Raw genomic sequence first — 22770 nt, 5'->3', positions numbered from 1 at the left:
GCGGTGCTGGCCTTGCCCATGGCCTTGGCCTGGTGGCTGATCGGCCGGGCAAAATGAGCCCCCAAAGGAGTTCTGCTTGGCCTTAGACGCTGACGGTCGCCCCGACCCCGACCAATTGCTGGACCAGATCCGCGGTGCCGAGGTGCGCGCCACGCAAGGCCGGCTGCGCATCTATTTCGGTGCCAGCGCCGGCGTGGGCAAGACCTACGCCATGCTGAGCGCGGCCCAGCGCGAGCTGGCGGCCGGGCGCGATGTCGTGGTGGGCGTGATCGAGACCCATGGCCGCGGCGACACCGCGGCCCAACTGGCTGGCCTGCCCAGCCTGCCCCTGAAAGAAGTGCCTTACCGCGGTCGCGTGCTGGGCGAGTTCGACCTCGACGCCGCGCTGGCCCGCCGGCCCCAGATCCTGCTGGTGGATGAACTGGCCCACGCCAATGTGGAAGGCAGCCGCCACCCCAAACGCTGGCAGGACGTGAACGAGCTGCTGGAGGCCGGCATCGAGGTCTGGACCGCGCTCAATGTGCAGCACCTGGAAAGCCTCAATGGCACGGTGGGCGCCATCACCGGCGTGCGCGTGCACGAGACCGTGCCCGACACCGTGCTGGACCGGGCCGACGAGATCATCCTGGTCGACGTCACGCCCGACGAGCTGCTGACGCGCCTGAAGGCCGGCAAGGTCTACCTGCCCCAACAGGCCGAGCGGGCGGCACAGAACTTTTTTCGCAAAGGCAACCTGATCGCGCTGCGCGAGATCGCCCTGCGCCGCACGGCCGAGCGGGTGGAAGACGATGTGCGTCACTACCGGGTGCAGCAGTCGCAGGGGCCCCAGCCCGTGTGGAACACCTCGGGTTCGCTGCTGGTGGGCGTGGACGAGCTGGAGGGTGCCGAGCAGACCGTGCGCGCCGCAGCCCGGCTGGCCGGGCAACTCAACGCGCGCTGGCTGGCCACCTATGTCGAGACGCCGCGCCTGCAGCGCCTGCCCTCGGCCGAGCGCGACCGCATCCTGGCCGTGCTCAAGCTGGCCGAAGAGATGGGGGCCATCACCTCGGTGCTGGCCGGCGACGACATCGCGGCCGAGCTGCTCAAGCTGGCGCGCCAGCAGAACTGCGCCACCCTGGTGCTGGGCCGGCCGCGCCGCCGCCCGCGCTGGCGCGCCCCGCTGGCACGCCGCGTGGCCGACGCCGCCCCCGAGCTGGACCTGGTGGAAGTGGGCCGCAGCCCGGCCTCGCGCCGCCTGCCCAGCGCCCTGCCGCGTGAACTGGAGGACGAGACCCCGGCCGGGCTGCCGCGCCGCTGGCTGCGCTACGCCACGGCGCTGGCGGTGTCGGTGCTCACCGCGGTGCTGGCCACGCCCCTGATCGGCTGGTTTGACCTGGCCAACATCGTGATGCTGTTCCTGCTGGGCGTGGTGGGGGTGGCGGTCAAGCTGGGGCGCGGGCCGGCAGCGCTGTCGGCCGTGCTCAATGTGGCGGCCTTCGACTACTTCTTCGTGCCGCCGCGCTTTTCGTTTGCGGTCAGTGACGTGCAGTACCTGCTGACCTTTGCCGTGATGCTGGCCGTGGGCCTGCTGACCGGGCAGTTGACCGCCGGGCTGCGCTTTCAGGCGCGCATCACGGCCGGGCGCGAACGCCGGGCGCGCTCGCTGTTCGAGCTGACGCGCGAGCTGTCGTCGGCCCTGCAAAGCCAGCAGGTGGCCGACATCGGCGAGGCCGCGGTGCGGGCCAGTTTTGGCGGCCAGGTGCGGGTGCTGCTCAGCGATGCCGACGACCACCTGCCGGCACCGCCCGAGCTGCCACCAGGCTTTGACCTGGCGGTGGCCGACTGGGCCTTCCGCAACGGTCAGCCGGCCGGGCTGGCCACCAGCACGCTGTCGGCCAGCGCCTGGCATTACCTGCCGCTGAAAGCCCCGATGCGCATCCGTGGCGTGCTGGCCCTGCAGCCGGCACAGGCCCGCTGGCTGCTGATCCCCGAGCAGTTGCAGCAACTCGACACCCTGGCGCGCCAGATCGCCATCGCGCAAGAGCGGGTTCACTACGTCGAAGTGGCCCAGCAGGCCCTGGTGCAGATGGAGTCCGAGAGCCTGCGCAGCGCCTTGCTGGCCTCGATCTCACACGATGTGCGCACCCCGCTCACCGCGCTGATCGGCCTGGCCGAATCCTTGCGGGCCTCGCGCCCCGCGCTGGATGCCGAGCAAAGTCGCATGGCCCAGGCGATCACCGACGAAGCCCGCCAGCTGCACACCCTGGTCAGCAACCTGCTGGACATGGCGCGGCTGCAAAGCGGAGCGGTGAAGCTGCGCAGCGACTGGCAATCGGTCGAAGAAGTGGTGGGGGCGGCCATCCGCCAGGCCGGCCCGGCCCTGGCGGGCCGCCCCGTGCAGGTGCAGCTGCCGGCCGAACTGCCGCTGGTGGAGTTTGACGCCACCTTGATCGAGCGGGTGCTGGTGAACCTGCTGGAGAACGCGGCCAAGTACGGCCAGCCACCGATCGAGATCCACGCCGGCACCGAGCCCCAGGCGCTGTGGGTCACGGTGCGTGACCATGGTCCCGGCCTGCCTGCGGCCATGCGCGGACGCGAGCACGCGCTGTTCGACCTCTTCACCCGGGGCGAGCGCGAGTCGGCCACCCCGGGCATGGGCCTGGGCCTAGCGATTGCCCGCGCCATCGTCGAGGCCCACCACGGCCAGATCACCGCCACCGATCTGTCGCAGCGCGGCGGCGGTGCAGAATTCACCCTGCGCCTGCCGCGCGCCACCCCGCCCGCCATCGACCCCACCGAGTGACCTGATTGCCATGCCCAGCCCCACCGCCATCCTGATCGAAGACGAGCCGCAGATCCGCCGCTTCGTGCGCGCCGCGCTGGAGGCCGAGGGCTGGCTGGTGCACGAGGCGGAAGGCCTGCGCCGGGGCCTGATCGAGACCGGCACGCGCAAGCCCGATCTGATCGTGCTGGACCTGGGCCTGCCCGATGGCGACGGGCTGGAGCTGATCCGCGATGTGCGCGGCTGGAGCCAGGTGCCCATCGTGGTGCTGTCGGCGCGCAGCGACGAGGCCGACAAGATTGCGGCGCTGGACGCTGGCGCCGACGACTACCTGGCCAAGCCCTTCGGCGTGGGTGAGCTGATGGCCCGGGTGCGTGCCAACCTGCGCCGCCCCCGCGGCCTGCCGCCCGAGGCCGGCCAGCCCGGCGAGGCCAGCGATCCGGTGTTCCGCTTCGGCGGCGTGGAAATCGACCGAGTGGCCCGGCTGGTGCGGCGCGATGGCCAGCTGGTGCACCTGACCCCGATCGAGTACCGGCTGCTGTCGGTGCTGGTCACCCATGCGGGCCGCGTGCTCACCCACCGGCAACTGCTGCGCGAGGTGTGGGGGGCCTCGCACACCGAGCAAAGCCACTACCTGCGCATCTACATGGGCCACCTTCGGCAAAAGCTCGAACAAGACCCGGCCCAGCCGCGCCACCTGCTGACCGAGACCGCCGTGGGCTACCGGCTTCAGGTCGAGGGCTGAGGCTCTCGGGGCCCTCAGCGGCGCGGGGCAAACACCGGCTCGCGCTTGGCCAGGAAGGCCTGCACACCCTCGGCGAATTCTGGCCGGTCGATCAACTCGCGCTGGCGCTCGGCCTCATGGCGCATCTGCTCGTTCAGGCTGTGGCTGGCGGCGTGCTCGTACACACTGCGGATCTCGCGTGCGGCATGGGCTGGCAGGCGGGCCAGGCGCTGCGCCAGGGCCAGCGCCTGTTCGCCCAGGTCGGTATCGTCCACACAGGCCCAGGCCAGGCCCCATTGAGCCGCCTGCTCGCCCGACAGGCGCTCGCCCAGCAGCGACAGGGCCACCGCCCGCGAGCGGCCCAGCAGGCGCTCCAGAAACCAGGTGCAGCCCAGATCGGGCACGATGCCCAGCCGCGGCATGAAGGGCAGGTAGAAATAGGCCGAACGCGCCACCAGCACCACATCGGCCGCCAGCGCCAGGCCCACCCCGGCCCCCGCGCAGGGACCGTTGACAGCGCTCAGCACCGGGAAGGGCATGCTGCGCAGGTCTTCGATCAGTCGGTTGGACAGCGCCTCCATGGCCGTGGCGGTCTGCTTACCCAGGCTCTGGCCAGCGGGCGGTGCCTGCATGCTGCCCAGATCGGCGCCCACACAAAAGCCCTTGCCTGCCCCGGTGAGCACCAGGGCCCGCACGCTGCGGTCGTCGGCCAGGCGAGCCAGGTGCTCGCGCAGCGCCAACTGCAGTGACAAGGCCAGCGGGTTCAGGCGCTGGGGCAGGTTCAGCCGCAGCAGGGCCACTGCGCCGTGGCGTTCTTCGAGCACGGGATCGGGGGCGGTGTTCATGGAGTCTCCTTTGCATCGCTCGGCGTCATCAAGGCTTGCGCTGCATCAGCGCCTGGAGTCGGCGCAGACCGCCGACCACGCCACCTGGCAGCACGAACATCAGCAGGATCAGCACCACGCCGTACACCGCCCAGGGTGCGGCCTTGGAGACCTTCTCGGCCAGGTTGGGCACAAACAGGATGAACAGCGCGCCGTACAAAGCCCCCCAGAGGGTGCCCACGCCGCCGACCACGATGCCCACCAGCAGGGAGATCGACAGGAACAGCGAGAACGAATCGGGCGACACAAACTGCACTGCAATCGCGGACAGGGCCCCGCCCACCCCGGTGTAGGCGGCCGACACCGCAAAGGCCGTGGCCTTGCAATGGCTGCGGTCCACGCCCATGGCCTCGGCCGCCATGGCGTGGTCTCGGATGGCGCGCCAGGCCCGCCCCCAGCTGCCCCGCAGCAGGTTGTGGGCCAGCCAGAACAACAGCAGGGCCACGACGAGCGAAAACAGGTACAGCCATTGGTCCGGGTCCAGGGGCAGGCCGAAGGGGGCGTCGGCCTTCATCAACACCAGGCCCTGGGCACCGCCGGTCCAGGCCTCCAGGTGCTTGTACTTGAGCAACTGGGGCATGGCCAGGCCCAGCGCAAATGTGGCCAGGGCCAGGTACAGCCCTTCGAGCTTGAGCGCGGGGCGCCCGAACAGGTAGCCGGCCCCGCCGCAAACACAGAAGGCCGCCGGCACGGTGGCCCAGTACGGCAGGCCTGCGTGCTCCATCAGCGCACCGGCAGCATAGGCCCCGAGCGCAAAGAAGGCCCCATGGCCGAGCGAGATCTGGCCGTTGTAGCCGGTGAGGATGTTCAGGCCCAGCAAGGCCATGGCATACGACAGCACCAGGGTGGCCTGGAACAACTGGTAGCCCTTGAGCACCCAGAGCAGGCTCAGGGCCAGCGCCAAGGCGGCCAGCCACAGCCCGCGTGAGCGCAGAAAACCGGAGGGGCTGGGCGCATTCAGCATGAGGGTCTTTCAGGGTCGGGGATTCAGTCTGCGGGGGGTCAGACCCGGGTGACCACACGGCGCCCCAGCAAGCCCTGGGGGCGCACGATGAGCACGCCGATGATCAGGGCCAGGGCGACTGATAGCTTGAGTTCGGTTCCCACCACGTAGGTGCCGATCAGGTTCTCGAGCACGCCAACGATGAAGCCCCCCAGCACGGCGCCCACGGGGTTGTCGATGCCCCCGATCAGGGCGCCCGCGAAGGCATACAGCAGCACGCCGGTCATCATGTTCGGGTCGAGGAACACCACGGGCGCCACCATCATGCCGGCGACGGCACCGATGGCGCCGGCCAGGCCCCAGCCCAGCATCAGCATGCGCCCCACCGAGATGCCCACCAGGCGCGACGACACCGGGTTCTGCGCCGCAGCGCGCAGCGCCAGCCCCACACGGGTGAAGCGGAACAGGCTGAACAGCAAGGCCACCATCAGCAGGGCCACCACGATGGCACCCACCTCGTGCGCCGACATCAGGGTCGAGCCGTACCAGGCGTCGCGCGGGAACGGGCTCGGAAAAGGCTTGATGGTGTAGCCAAACAACCAGCCCGCCAGGCTGTGGAAAATCACCAGCAGGCCGATGAAGACCACTACCACCGACAGCTCAGGCGCCCGGTGCATGGGCCGGATGACCACGAACTCGACCGCCGCAGCCACAACAAACGACAGCAGCACCGTGAGGGCGAAGGCGCCCCAGTACGGCAGGCCCGCATCGATCAGCGCCCAGGCCACGAAGGTGGAGAACATGGCCATTTCGCCCTGGGCGAAATTGATGTGATGGGTGGCCTGGTAGATCATCACCAGGGCCAGTGCCACGCTGGCGTAGATGCCCCCGGTGGCCAGGCCGGCCAGCATCTGGTGCAAAAACTCGTTCATGGGTTTTCTCGCTTCATTCGCCCAGGTAGGCCCGCTGCACGGCCGGGTTGCTGCGCAGCTCGGCCGCCGTGCCCGACAGCACCACGCGGCCGGTCTCCAGCAGGTAGGCCTGGTGCGCCAGGGCCAGGGCCAGGCGTGCGTTCTGCTCGACCAGCAGGATGGTCACGCCCTCTTCCTGGTTGATGCGCCGCATGATCGAAAAGATGTCTTTCACCACCAGCGGCGCCAGGCCGAACGAGGGCTCGTCAAGCAACAGCAGGCGCGGGCGGCCCATCAGCGCACGGCCGATGGCCAGCATCTGCTGCTCGCCCCCCGACAGGGTGCCCGCCTGTTGACGTGCCCGCTCACGCAGGCGCGGAAAGTAGGCATAGATGCGTTCCATGTCGGCCTCTGCGCCTTGCTGGCTGGCACGGGCATGGCTGCCCAGGCGCAGGTTCTCTTCGGTGCTCAGGCCCAGGAACGTGCCTCGCCCGTCGGGCACATGGCCCACGCCCAGGCGAGCGATCTGCTCGGTGCTGCAGGCCTCGATGGCCTGGCCACCCAGCGCCACCCGCCCCAAGGTCTGCACCGACAGGCGACACAAGGCCCGCAGGGTGGTGGTCTTGCCTGCGCCGTTGGCGCCCAGCAGCGCGGTCACCTGGCCCTGTGGCAGGTCCAGGTCCAGGCCGTGCAGCACCGGGGTGTTGCCATAGCGGGCGTGCAGGCCGCGCACCTGCAACAAAGGGGTGTCGGCGCCGGCGGGGGCGAGGGCTCGGGGTGTCATGCGGCCTCCTGCCGGGGGTCTTCGAGTTCGTCGCCCAGGTAGGCGCGGATCACCTCGGGGTGCTGACGCACTTCGGCCGGCCGGCCTTCGGCAATCTTGCGGCCGAAGTTCAGCGCCACCACCCGGTCGGACAGACCCATCACCAGGCCCATGTGGTGCTCGACCAGCAGCACGGTCACGCCCAGGCGGTCGCGGATGTCGCGGATCAAGTCGCCCAGGCCCTGCAGCTCTTCATGGTTGAGGCCGCAGGCCGGCTCATCCAGCAGCAGCAATTGAGGCTCGGCCGCCAGGGCGCGCGCCAGCTCAACGCGCTTTTGGGTGCCAAAAGGCAGGTCGGCCACGGGGCGGTCGGCGTCGGCCCCCAGTTGCACGAAATCGATCAGTTGCTGGGCCCGCTCATGCGCCCGCGACTCCAGCGCCGCCACCCCGGGCCAGCGCAGGGCGTTGCGCCACAGACCCGCGTGGTGTCGGCTGTGACAGCCCAGCAGCACGTTGTCGCGCACGGTCATGCTGCGAAACAGGGCCAGGTTCTGAAAGGTGCGCCCGATACCCAGGCGCACCATGCGGTGCCGCGGCAAGCGGCTGAGGTCCTGCCCCTCGAAGCAGATGCGCCCGGCGCTGCATTCATACAGGCGCGACAGGCAATTGAACAAGGTGCTCTTGCCGGCACCGTTGGGGCCGATCAGGGCGCAGATTTCGCCGCGCCGCACCTCGAAGGACACGCCATCCAGGGCCACGATGCCGCCGAAGCGCACCGTGACCTCTTCGACAGACAGCAGGGGCTGGCCGGTGCTCATGCCGGGCTCAGAGCCGTTCGATGATCGTGACATTGGCCATGCCACCCCCCTCGCACATGGTCTGCAGGCCATAGCGCCCGCCGCGCCGCCGCAGGGCATGGATCAGGGTGCTCATGAGCTTGGTGCCCGAGGCACCCAGCGGGTGGCCCAGCGCAATGGCCCCGCCGTGCACGTTCAGGCGTTCAGGGTCGGCCCCCAGGGCCTTCAGCCAGGCCAGAGGCACCGAGGCAAAGGCCTCGTTGACCTCGTACAGATCGATGTCGGCGATGTTCAGGCCAGCCTTGCGCAGGGCCCGCTCGGTGGCAGGGATCGGGGCTTCGAGCATGATCACCGGGTCGTGGCCCAGCACGCTCATGTGGTGCACGCGGGCCAGCGGGTTCAGGCCCAGCGCCTTGAGGCCCCGCTCATTGACCACCAGTGCGGCGGTGGCACCGTCGCACACCTGGCTGGCATTGGCGGCGCTGATCACGCCGCCCTCCTGCAGCAGCTTGACGCCCTGGATGCCGGCCAGCGTGGCATCAAAGCGGATGCCTTCGTCCACGCTGTGCAGGCTGCCGTCCTGGTCGCCACCCTGGTCGCCATCAGCCCGCCGCACGGGCACCGGCACGATCTCGTCGGCAAAGGCCCCGGCCTCGGTGGCCGCGATGGCGCGCTGGTGGCTCAGCAGAGCGAACTGGTCCAGCACGTCTTTGCGCAGGTTGTACTTGTGAGCCATCATCTCGGCGCCGGTGAACTGGCTGAACGCCACATCGTGGTAACGGCGGTTCACGCTCTCGCTCTGGTAGAAGCCCAGCCCCGCCTTCTGCGCCAGGGCCGAGGGGCTGAACATGGGCACCCGGGTCATGGACTCGACGCCCCCGGCCAGCACGATGTCCTGTACCCCCGACATCACGGCCTGAGCGGCAAAGTGCAGCGCCTGCTGCGACGAGCCGCACTGCCGGTCGATCGAGGTGCCCGGCACCGACTCGGGCAGGCGTGAGGCCAACACCGCATTGCGCGCCACGTTGGTGGACTGCTCACCCACCTGGCTGACGCAGCCCATGAACACGTCGTCCACCAGCGCCGGGTCCATGCCGGTGCGGTCGAGCACGGCATTGATCACCTGGGCCGCCAGCTCCACCGGGTGCCAGCCGGCGAGACGCCCACCGCGGCGCCCCCCGGCAGTGCGGACAGCGGCAACAACATAGGCTTCGGACATGGCGGGCTTCCTCAAAAACAGGGGATGGGATGGCTGGATTGTTCGCCCGCCCGACACGCCGGGGCGTCGTCGGAACAGACGATATTGAGGGGGGGGCAGGCCTCAGCGCGGCGCCATGCGGATCGCGCCGTCGAGACGGATGCTTTCGCCGTTGAGGTAGCCGTTGAGGATCAGGCTTTCGGCCAGTTGGGCGTATTCGGCGGGTTGGCCCAGGCGCTTGGGGAAGGGCACCGAGGCGGCCAAGGCTGCCTTCACGTGCTCGGGCGCGCCTTGCAGCAAGGGAGTGTCGAAGATGCCGGGCAGGATGGTGTTGACGCGGATGCCCTCGTTCATGAGGTCGCGCGCGATCGGCAAGGTCATGCCCACGATGCCCGCCTTGGAGGCGGTGTAGGCGGCCTGGCCCATCTGCCCGTCCTGCGCGGCCACCGAGGCGGTGTTGACGATGGCACCCCGGTCACCGTCCGCCAGCGGCGCCAGGCTGAGCATGCCGGCGGCCGACTTGGCAATGCAGCGGAAGGTGCCCACCAGGTTGATCTGGATGATGCGGTCGAAATTGGCCAGCGGAAAGTGCCGGATCTCGCCCGTGGCCTTGTCGCGGCTGGCGGTCTTGACGGCATTGCCGGTGCCGGCGCAGTTGACCAGCACGCGCTCCTGGCCATGGGCAGCACGGGCCTTGGCAAAGCCGGCATCCACCTGCTCTTCAGAGGTCACGTCGACCTGGCAGAACACCCCACCGATCTCGCGGGCCAGCGCTTCGCCCTGGGCGGCATGGAGGTCGAACAGGGCGACCTTCACGCCATGGCTGGCCAGGCGCCGGGCGGTGGCTGCGCCCAGACCGGAGGCCCCTCCGGTGACGACGGCGGCAATGCTGGAATCGAGTTGCATGGTGGGGCTCCGGGACAAGTAGGGCTTAGGGGGTTGATGGAAGAGAAGTCTAGAAATCCGGGGGCACTGATGCATCGTCTGAAACGACGAAATGCCCCTGTCGCGGCTGACGGCACCGAGGTGACTCCCGCCGCTGGACTTGTGTCGCAGAATGCCCCACGCCCCCAGCCCACCCGAACCCCCTCATGGATGCCGCTCCCCTCGCCCCGCACCCCGAGCCCGCACCGCCGGCGCGCACTTTCGAGACCAAGCTGCCCCCCCCCGCCCCCACGGCCACCCAAGTGGTACGCGAGGGCCTTTGTCAGCGGATCACCGAAGGCGCCGGCCAACTGGTGCTGGTGCGTGCCCCGGCGGGCTTTGGCAAGACCACGGCCATGGTGCAGGCCCAGGCCCGATTCGAGGCCCAGGGCGTGAGCACGGCCTGGCTCACGCTGGACCGATCGGACAACGATGTGTCGCGTTTTCTGGGCGGGCTGGACGAGGCGATCCAGCGCCTGGGGGCCGCAGCGGTCGGCACGGGTTCGAGGCTCGATGCGCTGCGTGCGCTGGCCTTGTTTGACGAGCCTTTTGCCCTGTTTCTGGACGACTTCGAGGCGGTACACGAACCCGCCGTGCTGGGCCTGGTGCGCGAGATCATCGAGCAGTTGCCGCGACGCGGTCACTTGGTGCTGGGCTCGCGCAGCCTGCCCGCCCTGGGGCTGGGGCGGCTGCGGGCGCGCGGCAAGTTGATCGAGGTGGATGCCGAGCGCCTGCGCTTCAGCCTGGACGACACCGCCGCCTTTCTGGCGCGCAGCCTGCCGCAAGGCCTGGGGGCCGATCTGCTGTACCGGCTGCACGAGAAGACCGAGGGCTGGATTGCCGCCCTCTGGCTGGCCTCGCTGGCGCTGGAACGACAAGGTCAGCATGCGCAGGCGGTGGAGCAGTTCGTGGCCCGCTTTTCGGGCTCGGACCGGGCCGTGGCTGATTACCTGGCCGAAGACGTGCTGCAGCAGCAACCGCCCGAAGTGCGCAACTTTCTGCTGCGCAGCAGCATCCTGCGCCAGTTGGATGCCGAAGTGTGCGCCGCCCTGATGCCGCGCGCCGACTGCCAACGCCTGCTGACCCGCCTGGATGAGGCCCACCTGTTTCTGACCCCCGTGTCCAGTGAGCAGCGCACTTGGCGTTACCACAGCCTGTTTGCCGATTACCTGCGCAAGGAGCTGCAGCGTGAGTGGCCCGACGAGGTGGCCCGGCTGCACCTGGCGGCGGCGGGCTGGTACGAGGCCCAGGGCCGCCCCGTGCCCGCCATTGACCACGCCATCGAGGGTGGCGACCACCCGCTGGCGCTGAATCTGCTGGACCTGCACGCCGAGTCGTTTCTGCGGGCCGGGCGCATGCGTTTGCTGGCACGCTGGCTTGCCGCCGTGCCCGCGCCCCTGCTGCACCAGCGCCCGGCGTTGGAGATGGTGGCCCTGTGGGCCACCTGCTTCACCCGCGGGCCCTGGGCTGCGGGCGAAGAATTGGAACAGGCCCTGCAGCGCCACCCGGACGACCCCCTGGTGCAGGCCCAGGCCGCCTGCATGCGACCGATGCTGCTGGCCATGCAGGATCAGAGTGAACAGGCCCTGGAAATCGGCCGTGAGAGCCTGAAGCGCCTGCCCACCGGCCTGCCCTTTGCCGACAGCACCCTGCTCAATGCGATGGCCCACATCCTGTCGGTGATGGGCGACCCGGGCGAGGCCCAGCAACTGCTGGATGCGGCGCGACGCGAGCAGGGCAGCGCCAGCACCTTCCACCGCATGTACACCGAGTCGACCGAAGGCCTCATGGACCTGCAGCAGGGCCGGCTGCGCCAGGCCACGGCGCGTTTCCGACTGGCCGTGGATGCCACCCACGCCGTGAACTACAACCACACCCATGGCAATGCCTGGGCCGGCGTGTTTTACGCCTGCGCGGTGTACGAGACCAATCAGTTGGACCAGGCCGATCACCTGCTCAATGTGTACCTGCCACTGGCACGCGATGTGGGCCTGCCCGACCACATGATCCTGAGCCATGCGATGCGCTCGCGCATCGCCTTCGTGAGCGGCGACGTGGACGCGGCCTCGCTGGCCCTGACCGAGCTGGAGTACCTGGGCCACCAACGCAAACTGCCCAGGGTGGTGGTGGGCGCCAAGCTGGAGCGCGCCCGACTGCTGCTGAGGCAAGGCAACACGGCGGCCGCACGTGACGAGCTGCACCGGGCCGAAGACCCCACCGTGTGGGCCCGCGAAGAGCGGCTGCGCCTGCTGGCGCACGACATCGAGTACCTGGGCCTGGCGCGGCTGCGCTGGCAGATCGCGGCAGGCCAGGCCGGTGAGGCATTGCCGACCCTGGAGCGCGAGATCTCGGCGGCCCAGGCCGTGGCCCGCAACCGCCGGGTGCTGAGCCTGCGCGTGCTGCGCAGCCTGGCCCTGGCCCGCAGCGGTGACGCCCCGGCCGCGGTGGCCCAGATCGGCCAGGTGCTGCAACAGGCCAGTGCCGAGGGCTTCATGCGCCTGATCCTGGACGAGGGCCCCGCCGTGGGCCCCCTGGTTCAGCGCTACCAGGCGCTGCACGACAGCGGCACGGTGCGCGATCCGATTCTGGGCGACTACCTGCAACGCCTGCTGCAGGCCTTTGGCCCCCTGCCCAGCGAGACCGACAGCACCCCAGAGCACCCTGACACCCCTGCGCGCAACCTGGTGGAGCCGCTCACCCGCAAGGAACTGCACGTGCTGCAACTGCTGGTGGAGGGCTACTCGAACAGCGCCATGGCCGAGAAGCTGTTCGTGTCCGACAGTACGGTGCGCACCCACCTGCGCAGCATCAATGCCAAGCTGGGGGCGCACAGCCGCACGCAGGCGGTGGCCTTGGCGCGGCGCCTCAAGCTGATCCCACCCTGAGTGGCCTTGGCGGCACTCAAGCCGAATCTTCAGGCTGGCGCTGGCGTCGGTCTTCGGCGTTGCGCTGCTGGATGTTGCGGCGCGCCTGCTCCCAGTCATCGTCAGTCCAACTGGCCATGCGGGCAAAGTTGCCGCCGGTGGCCTGGAACTGGGCGCCGTCGATGGCAATCGTCTGCCCCGTCAGGTACTCAGACCCCGGGCCCAGCAAGAAGACCGCCAGATTGGCCAGCTCGGGCATGCGGCCGGTGCGGCCCATGGGATTGCCCACCGCCTGGTGCTCGCCGCCCTGGGGGTTGAGCCTGGCGCTCATGCCTTCGGTGGGGAACAGGCCTGGCGCGATGGCGTTGAAGCGGATGCCGCGCCCGCCCCACTCCACCGCCAGCGATTGGGTCATGGCATGTATCCCGGCCTTGGCCATGGCCGAGGGCACGGTGTAGGGCGAGCCGTTCCAGACCCAGGTGGTGAGGATGGACAGCACCGACGCCTTCTGCCCTGCCGCCAGCCAGCGTTTGCCGCACTCCAGCGTGAGCACGAAGCTGCCGCGGAACACGATGCTGGCAATGGCATCGAAGGCGCGCGGGGACAGGTCTTCGGTGCGGCTGACGAAGTTGCCTGCCGCGTTGTTGAGCAGCCCGGTGAGCGCGCCGCCGTCATCCCAGATCTGCTGCACCATGGCCGCGATGGCCGCCTCGTCACGGATGTCGCACACCAGGGGCACGACGCGGCCTCCGTGGGCCGACATCAAATCGTGGGCCGTGGCTTCCAGTACGCTGCCGCGGCGCCCGCAGAGGTAGAGCTCGGCGCCCAGGATCAGCAGCGCCTCAGCCATGACGCGGCCCAGGCCGGTGCCTCCGCCACTGACCAGGATGCGTTGGCCGGTCATGAGGCCAGGTTGGTAGATCAGGTCGTCCAGGGTCATGAGCAGGCTCCGAGGGTTGGCAGGGTCGAGTCAGCGCTCGCTGTAACGTGGTGCGCGTCGGCCCAGAAAGGCCGCAATGCCTTCCTGAAAGTCGTCGGTCTGGCTGCACAGGATCTGGTTGCGGTCTTCCAGCGCCACCACGGCGTCCAGGCCGGCGGCGTCCACCGCGTGCCCCAGCGCGTCCTTGGTCAGGCGCAGGCCCAGGGGGCTGGCACGCAGCATGTCGTCGGCCAGTGCCTGTGCCTCTGCCTGCAACTCGGGCCCCGGCGCCACAGTGCTGACCAAGCCCAGGGCCTGGGCTTGGGCCGCGTCCATGAAGCGCCCGGTGAGCAGGTAGTGCGCGGCCACCGAACTGCCCACCATGCGGGGCAGAAAGTAGCTGACACCGACATCGCAGGCCGACAGGCCGATGCGAATGAAGGCCGCATTGAAGCGAGCATCAGGGGTGGCCAGGCGAATGTCGGAGGCCAGTGCCAAGGCAAAGCCGCCGCCGCTGGCCGCCCCTTGCACCAGGCTGATGATGGGCTGCGGGCAACGCCGCATGGCGATCATGATGTCGCGCAGGTCGCGCTGGACCGCCAGCATGCCAGGCACCCCCAGGGCACGGGCATCGGGGGCCTCTTTCAGGTCCAGGCCGCTGCAAAAGGCGGTACCAGCGCCTTGCAGCACCACCACCCGCAGTTCAGTGCGGCGATACAAGGCCTGAAAGTAGGCCAGCAGGGCTTGCACCAGCGCAGGGTTGAGGGCGTTGAGGCGCTCGGGCCGGTTCAGCGTGAGCCAGGCCACGGCGCCTTCTTCGCGCACCTGCAAAACGGCCTCATGCACGGGGGCCTCCGGGGGGCAGAACGGCCTTCAGGGCGGGCTCATCAAGGCCCCACCGACGCAACAGCTCGCTGGCTGCGGGGGCCGACCGGGTGCCAGGCTGCTCGGGGACGCTGCGGCTGAAGCGTGGCGCCGGTGCGGGCTGGGTCAGGCCCTGGGCCGTCACAAAGGTGCCGCGGGCCTGGTTGTGGGGGTGCTGAGGGGCTTCGTCCCAGTCCAGCACGGGGGCAAAGCAGGCGTCGCTGCCCTCGAGCAGGGCACACCACTCGTCTCGCGTGCGGGTGCGGAACACATCGGCCAGCCGCAGCTTGAGCAGAGGCCAGGCCGCAGGGTCCATCTGGGCATCGAAGGCCGGGTCGTCGGCGATGCCGCAGCGCTCGCGCAGCAGGGCATAGAACTGCGGCTCGATGGCGCCGATGGCGACGTAGCGCCCGTCGGCACAGGCATAGGTGGCGTAGAAGTGGGCCCCCCCGTCAAGCAGGTTTTCGCCGCGCTGGTTGCTCCAGCGACCGGCCGCCTTGAAGCCGTACATCATGGCGGACAGCAGGGCTGCGCCATCGGTCATGGCCGCGTCGATCACCTGGCCCTGCCCCGAGCGCTGCGCCTCGTACAGCGCACTGAGCACGCCAAAGGCGAGCAGCATGGCACCGCCCCCGAAATCACCCACCAGATTGAGCGGCGGCACCGGCCCCTCGCCGCTGCGGCCGATGGCATGCAGGGCCCCGCTGAGGGCGATGTAGTTGATGTCGTGCCCCGCAGCCTGGGCCAGTGGGCCGTGCTGGCCCCAGCCGGTCATGCGGCCATAGACCAGGCGCGGGTTGCGTTGCAGGCAGGGCTCGGGCCCCAGGCCCAGGCGCTCCATGACACCCGGGCGAAAGCCCTCGATCAGCACATCGGCCCGCTCGATCAGACTGAGCACTGGGTCTGCCGCCCCGGCGGCGCGCAAATCCAGCGCGAGGTGGGTGCGGCCCCGGGCTAGGATGTCGTGCGGCGTGTGTGGTGTGCCCGGGCGCTCGATGCGCAACACCTCGGCCCCCATGTCGGCCAGCAACATGGCACAAAAAGGCCCCGGCCCCAGACCGGCCATCTCGATCACCTTGAGCCCTTGCAGTGGACCGGCCATGTGCGTCTCCTGCCGCCACAGCGGCGGCTGTTGTTGTCGCCATGATGGTTCAGCCACGGTTGCGCTGGCATCGTCGGAACAGACGAAACTGCGGCAACGGTGATGGCGGTTCAGCAGCGCCTCAACGGCGCTTGCGACCCAGCTTAGGGGTCAGGCCCGGGAGCTTCTGGGCTTCGGATTTCAGGCGACGCTCCAGCTTCTTGGCATCTTCAGCGGCCGGCAAGTCCTCGGGCACGATGTCGCGCTGGGTCAGCAGTTTTCGCACATCGCGGTTGTTCTTGATGTGCTCGCGGCTGATGCCGGACTCGCCGTGCAGGTCCTGTTGCTTGACCTGGGTGTTGGTGATTTCGTTGGCGAAGTCCTTGGCTTTGATGGTGATGGTAGGGAGAAAATCGGCCAGGGGCCGGCTGTCAGGCACCGCCAAGCGCTGCTTCATGTCGTGGGTACTCAGGCCGCCGAACAAGGCCGCATCGCCTCGGCTGAGAATGCGACTGAAGCCGGGGCTGTCGATGCCGCGCTCGAACAGGACGCCCGACAACTCCTTTTGCGAGAGCGTCAGCTTCTCGCGGGCGCGAAGGCGTTCCCATTCGGCCATTCGAACCTCAATCAGTTCCTGCTTTCGGGTTTGTACCGCAAAGTAGGTCATGGCAAAGGCGACAGCATCCTTGCGTGGATCGCCATTCTGGGCGATGAGGTAGCAGGCATAGCGGGTCAGCGCGATGTCACTCACTTCGCGCTCAGCTGTCTTGCCGACTTCGATCATCTTGTTGACGTCAACAAAATGATCGGACACAGCTTGTCCAGCGTTTTGGGAAGCCACCTTGGCCTTGTCGATCACGAGCTCGAAATTGCGCCATTCCTTGTAGCCAAGCAGGGTCTGCAGCTCTCTGGCCAGCCAATACTCCACGTCGTCTTTCCGACGCGCACAGTCCTCAAAGTTCTTGTGAAGTTGGTGAATGACTTCCTTTTTCATGGGGGCTCCCTGGCATGAGGGCGGGTGCCCTCGGTTTGGAAAGCCCCATGGTGATGCGCCAGCGGCTGGCCCCTCGGGGCCAGCAGGCTGAGCGTAGGCGCTGGCGGGTCAAGCGGGTCAGGCCGCGCGCACCTCGATGCCTTTGAACTGGCCGGCCTGCGGTCCGCCTTGCGGGCGCGGGTAGCGCTGTGGATCCAGGCGGTGCAGCAGTTCGGCCTCGCGGCGGCGGGCGCGCTCAACATTGCGCGCCTTGACGTGGCCAAAGCCACGCATGGACAGCGGCAGGGCAAGCAGCTCCAGCGCCAAGGGCAGTCGCTCGGCGTTGATCAGGGGCAGCAGTTCATGCACCCGGGCCTCGTAGGCCTGGATGAGTGCGCGCTCCATGCGGCGCTCGGCTGTGTACCCGAACACGTCGAGCGGGGTGCCGCGCAAAGCCTTGCCCCGCGCCAGCAGGCGCATGGCGGGCAACATCCAGGCGCCGAGTCGCAGCTTGGCCGGGGGCTGACCGTTGCGCCCCCGCGCCAGCAGCGGTGGGGCCATGTGGAACGCCAGCTGCAACTCACCCTCGAACTGCTGGGCCAGAGCCTCTCGAAAGGCGGGCGTGCTGTAAAGGCGGGCCACTTCGTACTCGTCTTTGTAGGCCATGAGCTTGAGCGCGCTGCGTGCCACCGTCTGGCTCAGGGCACCGCCTGGGGACAAGCCCAGGGCCTGCTCGCGTGCCAGCACGGCTTGCACGAGTTCATCGTGCCGACGGGCATAGGCTGCATTCTGGTAGGCACCAAGCAGCTCACCCGCCTGCCGACGCAAGGCCTCCAGATCGCCCGGCACCTGCAGGGCCGAACCCTGTGCCGGGGCTTCCAGCAGGCTTTGGCACAGCTCGGGTCGGGCCGCCGCCAGGCGCCCCAAGGAGAAGGCCAGCAGGTTGGTGGGCACGGCCACGCCATTGAGCTCAATGGCGCGCAGCATGGCGGCCAGGCTCAAGGGCACCAGCCCGCGTTGCCAGGCATAGCCCATGGCCAGGATGTTGGCGACGATGGTGTCGCCCAGAAAATCTTCGGCCAGGGCTTGAGCGTCAAAGGTTTCGAGCTGGCCCGGACCGGCCGCGAACTCCAACTTGTCGATCAGCTGATCGACCTGCAGGCTGGCGTCGGGGTTGCGAATGGATTCGGCCACAGGCACTTCGTGGGTGTTGACCAGCAGCCGGGTGCGGCCGCGGCGCACGGTCTGCAAGGCTTCGGGTGAGGCCGCCACGACGATGTCGCAGGCCAGCACGGCATCGGCCTGCTGGGTATCGATGCGCACCTGGTTCAGGCGCTCGGGCACATCGGCCAGGCGCACAAAGGAAAGCACCGAACCACCCTTCTGCGCAAAGCCCATGAAGTCGAGCACGCTGGCGCTCTTGCCCTCGAGGTGGGCGGCCATGGCGATCACGGCGCCCACGGTGACCACGCCCGTGCCCCCCACACCGGTGACCAGCAGGTCGTAGGGGGCCTCCCACACATGGGCCGTGGGGTGCGGCAGTGCGGCGACATGCTGCTCGAAGGCTGCCGAGGCGGTCTGCAAGGCCCCCATCTTGCGGCGAGGCTGGCCGCCGCTGACGCTGACAAAACTGGGGCAGAAGCCCTTGGCACAGGAATAGTCCTTGTTGCAGCTGCTCTGGTCGATGCGGCGCTTGCGGCCCATCGAGGTTTCGTGGGGCAACACGGCCACGCAGTTGCTCTGGGCCGAGCAGTCGCCACAGCCTTCGCAGACGGCGTCATAGATGAAGAGTCGACGCGACGGGTCAGCCAGTTGGCCCTTCTTGCGACGCCGACGCTTTTCAGCGGCGCAGGTCTGCTCGTAGATCAGCACGGTGACACCAGGCACCTCGCGCAGGCGGCGCTGCACCGCGTCGAGCTGGCTGCGGTCATGGAACTCGGTCCCGGTCGGAAACCGATCGCGCTGCGCGGCATATTTGTCGATGTCGTCAGACAGCACCACCACCTGCTTCACGCCCTCGCTTTCGACCTGGCGGGCAATGGCGTCGACGCTGATCACGCCATCCACGGGCTGCCCTCCGGTCATGGCCACAGCATCGTTGAACAGGATCTTGTAGGTCAGGGTGGCCTGGGCGGCCACAGCCTGCCGGATCGCCAGATAGCCCGAGTGGTAGTAAGTACCGTCCCCCAGGTTCTGGAACACATGAGGCGTGCGCGTGAACATCGAGTGCGAGACCCAGTCCACCCCCTCGCCCCCCATCTGGATCAGGCCGGCGGTGTCGCGCTCCATCCAGTTGGCCATGAAGTGGCAGCCGATGCCGGCCCGTGCGGTCGATCCCTCGGGCACCACGGTCGAGGTGTTGTGCGGACAGCCTGCGCAGAAGTAGGGCAGGCGCTTGACACTGTCGGCACTGTTGGCCAACAACGGTGCGGGCACAAAGTCGACCACATGGCGGCGATGATCGTTGAAGGTGCTGTTGTCCGGAAAATGACGCAGCAGCCAGTCGGCCATCAGCTCGATCAGGCGCGAGGGCCGCAGTTCACCCAGGGCCGAGACCAGGGGCCGGCCTTGTGCGTCGTGCTTGCCGACCAGGGCCGGGCGGGTTTCGGGCGGGGCGTTGTAGAACAGCTCGCGCAGTTGCTGCTCGACCACCGCCCCTTTTTCCTCGATCACCAGGATCTCGCGCAGGCCCTGGGCAAAGGCACGCACCCGGGTGGTCTCGATCGGAAACGACAAGCCCACCTTGTACAGTCGCACACCAGCCGTCGCGAGCATGGCCGGGCTGATTTCCAGGCGGCGCAGCACTTCCATGAGGTCGTAATGGGCCTTGCCACAAGTGATGATGCCGACCTGGGCATGGGGCGACTCGATGATGTGGCGGTCAATGCTGTTGACCTGGGCGAAAGCCGCCACCGCGGCCAGCTTGTCGGCCAGCCGCGACTCGATGCGCAGCGAGGGCAGATCAGGCCAGCGGTAATGCAGACCGTCGGCTGGGGGCTGGTGGCCGGTGAGGGTGCGCACCGTCTCGGCACCCTGCCACTTTGCCACGCGGGCGTTGACCTCATCGAGGTTGACCGTGGCCCCGCTTTCAACCACCTCGGACAAGGCGGTCAGCCCGACCCAGTTACCGCTGTAGCGTGACAGGGCCCAGCCATACAGGCCAAACTCCAGGTATTCCGCCACATTGGCCGGCGAGACCACGGGCATGTGAAATGCCTGCATCAGTTGATCGCTCTGGTGCGGCATCGAGGACGACACACAGCCGTGGTCGTCCCCAGCCACCACCAGCACGCCGCCACGCGGTGACGAGCCATAGGCATTGCCGTGCTTGAGCGCATCGGCGGCGCGGTCAACGCCCGGTCCCTTGCCGTACCACATGGCGTAGACGGCATCGACGGTGCGCTCAGGGTCAGACTCGACGCGCTGGGTGCCGAGCACCTGGGTGGCACCCAGTTCCTCGTTGACGGCAGGCACGAAGCGCACGCCATGATCGGAGAATTTTTTTCCGACTTTCCAGATCGCCTGGTCGAGCATGCCCAGCGGCGAGCCACGGTAGCCACTGACAAAACCCTGGGTGTTCAGGCCCTGGGCCGCATCGCGGTTGCGCTGCATCAGCAGCAGACGCACCAGGGCCTGGGTGCCGGTGAGAAAGACCTGCCCGCGCTCGGCCCAGAGGTTGTCGGACAGTTTGAAATCAGGGCGCAACACAGGGGCTGGCGGCGCCATCAGGGGGGTGGATGTCTCCATGTTCTTCTCGCGCCCCGCAGGGCTTTGGGGAAGCCATGAGCTTGCCGGAGGCGCGTGAGAATTTGATTCTTAGTTTTTGGTCAATTGCGTAGATTCGAGAATTTCATTCCTAAAATCAGCCATGCATGAGAATTTCACACTTGATGCCGCCAGCCTGCTGATTCTGCAGGAACTGCAACGCGACTCGCGCCAGACCGTGCAGCAGATCGCCACCAAGGTCGGCCTGTCAACCACGCCGTGCTGGAAGCGCATCAAGGAGCTGGAGGCGGCCGGGGTGATCCGGGGCTACACAGCCCTGGTAGACCGCAGCAAGGTGGGCCTGAACCTGCTGGTGGTGGTGGAGGTGAACCTGAGCCAGCACACCGAGACCACGGTTCGCCAGTTCGAACGCGAGGTGGCGGTCTCGCCCCATATCGTGCGCTGCCTGAGCACGACCGGGCAGGCCGACTACATCCTGACCGTGATGGCGCGCGATGTGGCGCACTACGAGCAACTCTTGCACGGCACCATCTTCAGACTGCCAGGGGTGTCGCAGGTGCGCTCCAGCATCGTGCTCAACGAGGTCAAGTCGGAGGTGCGGCTACCGGTGGGCGAGGCCTGATGACCCCTGACGCCCGGCGCCAAACGGAGCAGAATCAGGCCTCCATCAGGCTGTTACCCCATGACTCTCGCCCCCTTCACCCCCGACATCACCCCCTACCTGGGTCAGTTGATCGGCTTTCGCCGCGACTTGCATGCCCACCCCGAGCTGAAATACGAAGAGCAGCGCACCGCCGCCCGTGTGGCGGCCTACCTGGAGGCCCTGGGCCTGCCGGTGCACCGGGGCCTGGCGCAGACCGGGGTGGTGGCCACGCTGCACGGCCGTGGCCGCAACGCCGCCAACCCGGGGCCGGCGGTGGGGCTGCGCGCCGACATGGACGCGCTGCCGGTGCAGGAGCTCAACACCTTCGGCCACGCCAGCCAGCATGAGGGCCGCATGCACGCCTGTGGTCACGATGGCCACACCACCATGCTGCTGGGGGCGGCCACCTTGCTGGCACGGCAAGCCGACTTTGACGGCACCGTGCACTTCATCTTCCAGCCCGGCGAGGAAGGCGGTGCCGGCGCCCGGGCCATGATGCAGGAGGGCCTGTTCGAGCGCTTTCCGATGCAGGCCGTGTTTGCACTGCACAACTGGCCCGCCCTGCCAGCCGGCCAGATGGGTGTGCGGGTGGGGCCCATCATGGCCTCGGCCAACCGCTTCGAGGTCCGCGTGACGGGGCGTGGCGGCCACGCTGCCCAGCCGCACGCTGCGTTGGACCCGATCCCGGTGGCCTGCGCCATCGTGGGCCAGTTGCAGTTGCTGGTGTCACGCCAGACCGACCCGCTGGACAGTGCGGTACTCACGGTCGGCAAGATCGAAGGCGGCACAGTGGAGAACATCATTCCCGACGAGGCCGCCCTGTACGGCACCTGCCGCACCCTGCAGCCCGAGACGCTGGAACGGCTGGTGGCGGGCATCGAACGCATCGCCACCCACGTGGCCGAAGCCCATGGCTGCACCGCGCGCGTGATCATCAAGCCCGGCTACCCCTGCACCGTGAACCACGCCCGCGAGGCCCGCTTCATGGGCGAGGTGATGGCTGAGGTGGTCGGCCCGCAGCAGGCCCACACCGACGTGCTGCCAGCAATGACCGCCGAAGATTTCGGCTTCATGCTGGAGCAGGTGCCCGGCGCCTATGGCTGGATCGGCAACGCAGCCACTGGCCAGACCGGTGTGAACCTGCACGCCGCGCATTACGACTTCAATGACGACATCCTGGGCCTGGGCGCCACCTTCTGGGACCGACTGGCACGCCAATGGTTTGCCCGTGGCATGGGCCGCGCTTGAAATACCGGGCCAGGCCTGACGATTCAACGCACCGGTGACGGCGCCAGCGGTTCGAGCGCCTGCCGCCCCAGCAGGGCCAGGCCTTCGGCCACGCCGCGCAGACGCAGACTCAGCGCCTGGCTGAGCAGCGACGCCAAGACGGCCTCGGCCTGGGGCCGGGCCACCACGTCTTTCACCAAGGCCCACAGGGTGAGCACGCCGCGCTCGGTCTCGACCAGGGTCAAGGGGGCGGCTTCGGCCCAGTCACCGCCGCCCTGCAGGGCTTCGGCCAGGCCTTGCTGAGTCAGCAAAATGGCCGTGGCCCGGATCGAGCCATCGTCCACCGTGGCCTTGAGACGGGGTGCGGTGTCTGGGGCTGGATGGAAGCGGCCCCCCGACGGGGTACTGGGATCTTGCAGATGCGGGATGCGCATGGTGTCTCCGGGTTCAGTGCGGCGCTTCGGCGCCAGGCCGAGCCAGCGGGGTGCACCCAAGGGCCAAAACAGTGCGCGACGCCCCCCGCCAAGCGGAAGCACCGGGATCCGTTTCACTTAAAAAACATTGTTTT

General features: G+C 68.4%; 18 protein-coding genes. 5 read left to right on the top strand and 13 right to left on the bottom strand.

What is annotated here, in order from left to right:
- Window positions 1-76 precede the first annotated feature (76 nt).
- Window positions 77-2782, top strand: a complete 2706-nt coding sequence (locus AC07PT_RS21465) for a DUF4118 domain-containing protein (protein ID WP_492349639.1) — start codon at window positions 77-79, stop codon at window positions 2780-2782.
- 10 nt (window positions 2783-2792) lie between these two features.
- The gene (kdpE, locus tag AC07PT_RS21460; protein WP_494658018.1) at window positions 2793-3506 is read left to right on the top strand and encodes a two-component system response regulator KdpE; all 714 of its coding nucleotides are present in this window, start codon (window positions 2793-2795) and stop codon (window positions 3504-3506) included.
- A gap of 14 nt (window positions 3507-3520) precedes the next feature.
- Here the strand turns inward: kdpE and AC07PT_RS21455 are convergent, their stop codons facing one another.
- The 7 genes from AC07PT_RS21455 to AC07PT_RS21425 all read right to left on the bottom strand — a co-directional run bounded on the left by AC07PT_RS21455 (window position 3521) and on the right by AC07PT_RS21425 (window position 9887).
- Window positions 3521-4330: an enoyl-CoA hydratase-related protein gene (locus tag AC07PT_RS21455; protein ID WP_494658017.1), complete on the bottom strand. Its 810-nt coding sequence runs from the start codon at window positions 4328-4330 to the stop codon at window positions 3521-3523.
- A 28-nt stretch (window positions 4331-4358) separates the two neighbouring features.
- A complete protein-coding gene (locus AC07PT_RS21450) occupies window positions 4359-5333 on the bottom strand; it encodes a branched-chain amino acid ABC transporter permease (protein ID WP_494658016.1) in 975 nt (324 codons plus the stop codon).
- 38 nt (window positions 5334-5371) lie between these two features.
- Window positions 5372-6244 (bottom strand): branched-chain amino acid ABC transporter permease, encoded by an 873-nt coding sequence (locus AC07PT_RS21445; protein WP_494658015.1) that lies wholly within the window; start codon window positions 6242-6244, stop codon window positions 5372-5374.
- Window positions 6245-6257: 13 nt separating this feature from the next.
- Window positions 6258-7007 carry an ABC transporter ATP-binding protein gene (locus AC07PT_RS21440; RefSeq protein ID WP_494658014.1) on the bottom strand — a complete coding sequence of 250 codons (750 nt, stop codon included), beginning with the start codon at window positions 7005-7007 and terminating at the stop codon, window positions 6258-6260.
- Window positions 7004-7804, bottom strand: coding sequence for an ABC transporter ATP-binding protein (locus AC07PT_RS21435; RefSeq protein WP_494658013.1), 801 nt, complete (start codon window positions 7802-7804; stop codon window positions 7004-7006). The genes AC07PT_RS21440 and AC07PT_RS21435 overlap by 4 nt, the downstream gene beginning before the upstream one ends.
- Window positions 7805-7811: 7 nt before the next feature.
- Window positions 7812-9002, bottom strand: a complete 1191-nt coding sequence (locus AC07PT_RS21430) for an acetyl-CoA C-acetyltransferase (protein WP_494658012.1) — start codon at window positions 9000-9002, stop codon at window positions 7812-7814.
- A gap of 102 nt (window positions 9003-9104) precedes the next feature.
- The gene (locus AC07PT_RS21425) at window positions 9105-9887 is read right to left on the bottom strand and encodes an SDR family NAD(P)-dependent oxidoreductase (RefSeq protein WP_492349631.1); all 783 of its coding nucleotides are present in this window, start codon (window positions 9885-9887) and stop codon (window positions 9105-9107) included.
- 185 nt (window positions 9888-10072) lie between these two features.
- On the opposite strand from AC07PT_RS21425, the gene AC07PT_RS21420 reads away from it, so the two are divergent.
- Window positions 10073-12790, top strand: coding sequence for a winged helix-turn-helix domain-containing protein (locus AC07PT_RS21420; RefSeq protein ID WP_494658011.1), 2718 nt, complete (start codon window positions 10073-10075; stop codon window positions 12788-12790).
- Between the two features lie 16 nt (window positions 12791-12806).
- Here AC07PT_RS21420 and AC07PT_RS21415 read toward each other — a convergent pair whose 3' ends face one another.
- The 5 genes from AC07PT_RS21415 to AC07PT_RS21395 form a co-directional block, all read right to left on the bottom strand.
- Complete coding sequence (locus AC07PT_RS21415; protein ID WP_494658010.1) at window positions 12807-13709, bottom strand: SDR family oxidoreductase; 903 nt, start codon at window positions 13707-13709, stop codon at window positions 12807-12809.
- A 30-nt stretch (window positions 13710-13739) separates the two neighbouring features.
- The gene (locus tag AC07PT_RS21410; protein ID WP_494658009.1) at window positions 13740-14534 is read right to left on the bottom strand and encodes an enoyl-CoA hydratase/isomerase family protein; all 795 of its coding nucleotides are present in this window, start codon (window positions 14532-14534) and stop codon (window positions 13740-13742) included.
- Window positions 14527-15654: a CaiB/BaiF CoA transferase family protein gene (locus tag AC07PT_RS21405; RefSeq protein WP_494658008.1), complete on the bottom strand. Its 1128-nt coding sequence runs from the start codon at window positions 15652-15654 to the stop codon at window positions 14527-14529. The genes AC07PT_RS21410 and AC07PT_RS21405 overlap by 8 nt, the downstream gene beginning before the upstream one ends.
- A 121-nt stretch (window positions 15655-15775) precedes the next feature.
- Window positions 15776-16627, bottom strand: coding sequence for a DNA damage-inducible protein D (gene dinD, locus AC07PT_RS21400; protein WP_492349626.1), 852 nt, complete (start codon window positions 16625-16627; stop codon window positions 15776-15778).
- Between the two features lie 117 nt (window positions 16628-16744).
- Window positions 16745-20353, bottom strand: coding sequence for an indolepyruvate ferredoxin oxidoreductase family protein (locus tag AC07PT_RS21395; protein WP_494658007.1), 3609 nt, complete (start codon window positions 20351-20353; stop codon window positions 16745-16747).
- A 121-nt stretch (window positions 20354-20474) separates the two neighbouring features.
- On the opposite strand from AC07PT_RS21395, the gene AC07PT_RS21390 reads away from it, so the two are divergent.
- Window positions 20475-20954 (top strand): Lrp/AsnC family transcriptional regulator, encoded by a 480-nt coding sequence (locus AC07PT_RS21390; protein ID WP_492349624.1) that lies wholly within the window; start codon window positions 20475-20477, stop codon window positions 20952-20954.
- 60 nt (window positions 20955-21014) lie between these two features.
- Entirely contained in the window at window positions 21015-22223 is a 1209-nt protein-coding gene (locus tag AC07PT_RS21385; RefSeq protein ID WP_494658006.1) for a M20 aminoacylase family protein, read from the top strand.
- 23 nt (window positions 22224-22246) lie between these two features.
- On the opposite strand, the gene AC07PT_RS21380 is transcribed toward AC07PT_RS21385, so the two are convergent.
- Window positions 22247-22636 carry a hypothetical protein gene (locus tag AC07PT_RS21380; RefSeq protein WP_492349622.1) on the bottom strand — a complete coding sequence of 130 codons (390 nt, stop codon included), beginning with the start codon at window positions 22634-22636 and terminating at the stop codon, window positions 22247-22249.
- Window positions 22637-22770: the final 134 nt, after the last annotated feature.

The organism is Curvibacter sp. GW821-FHT09D12 (assembly GCF_059416245.1).
Note: the sequence above shows the minus strand (reverse complement) of the source record. Positions and strands in the feature narration are given on the sequence as shown.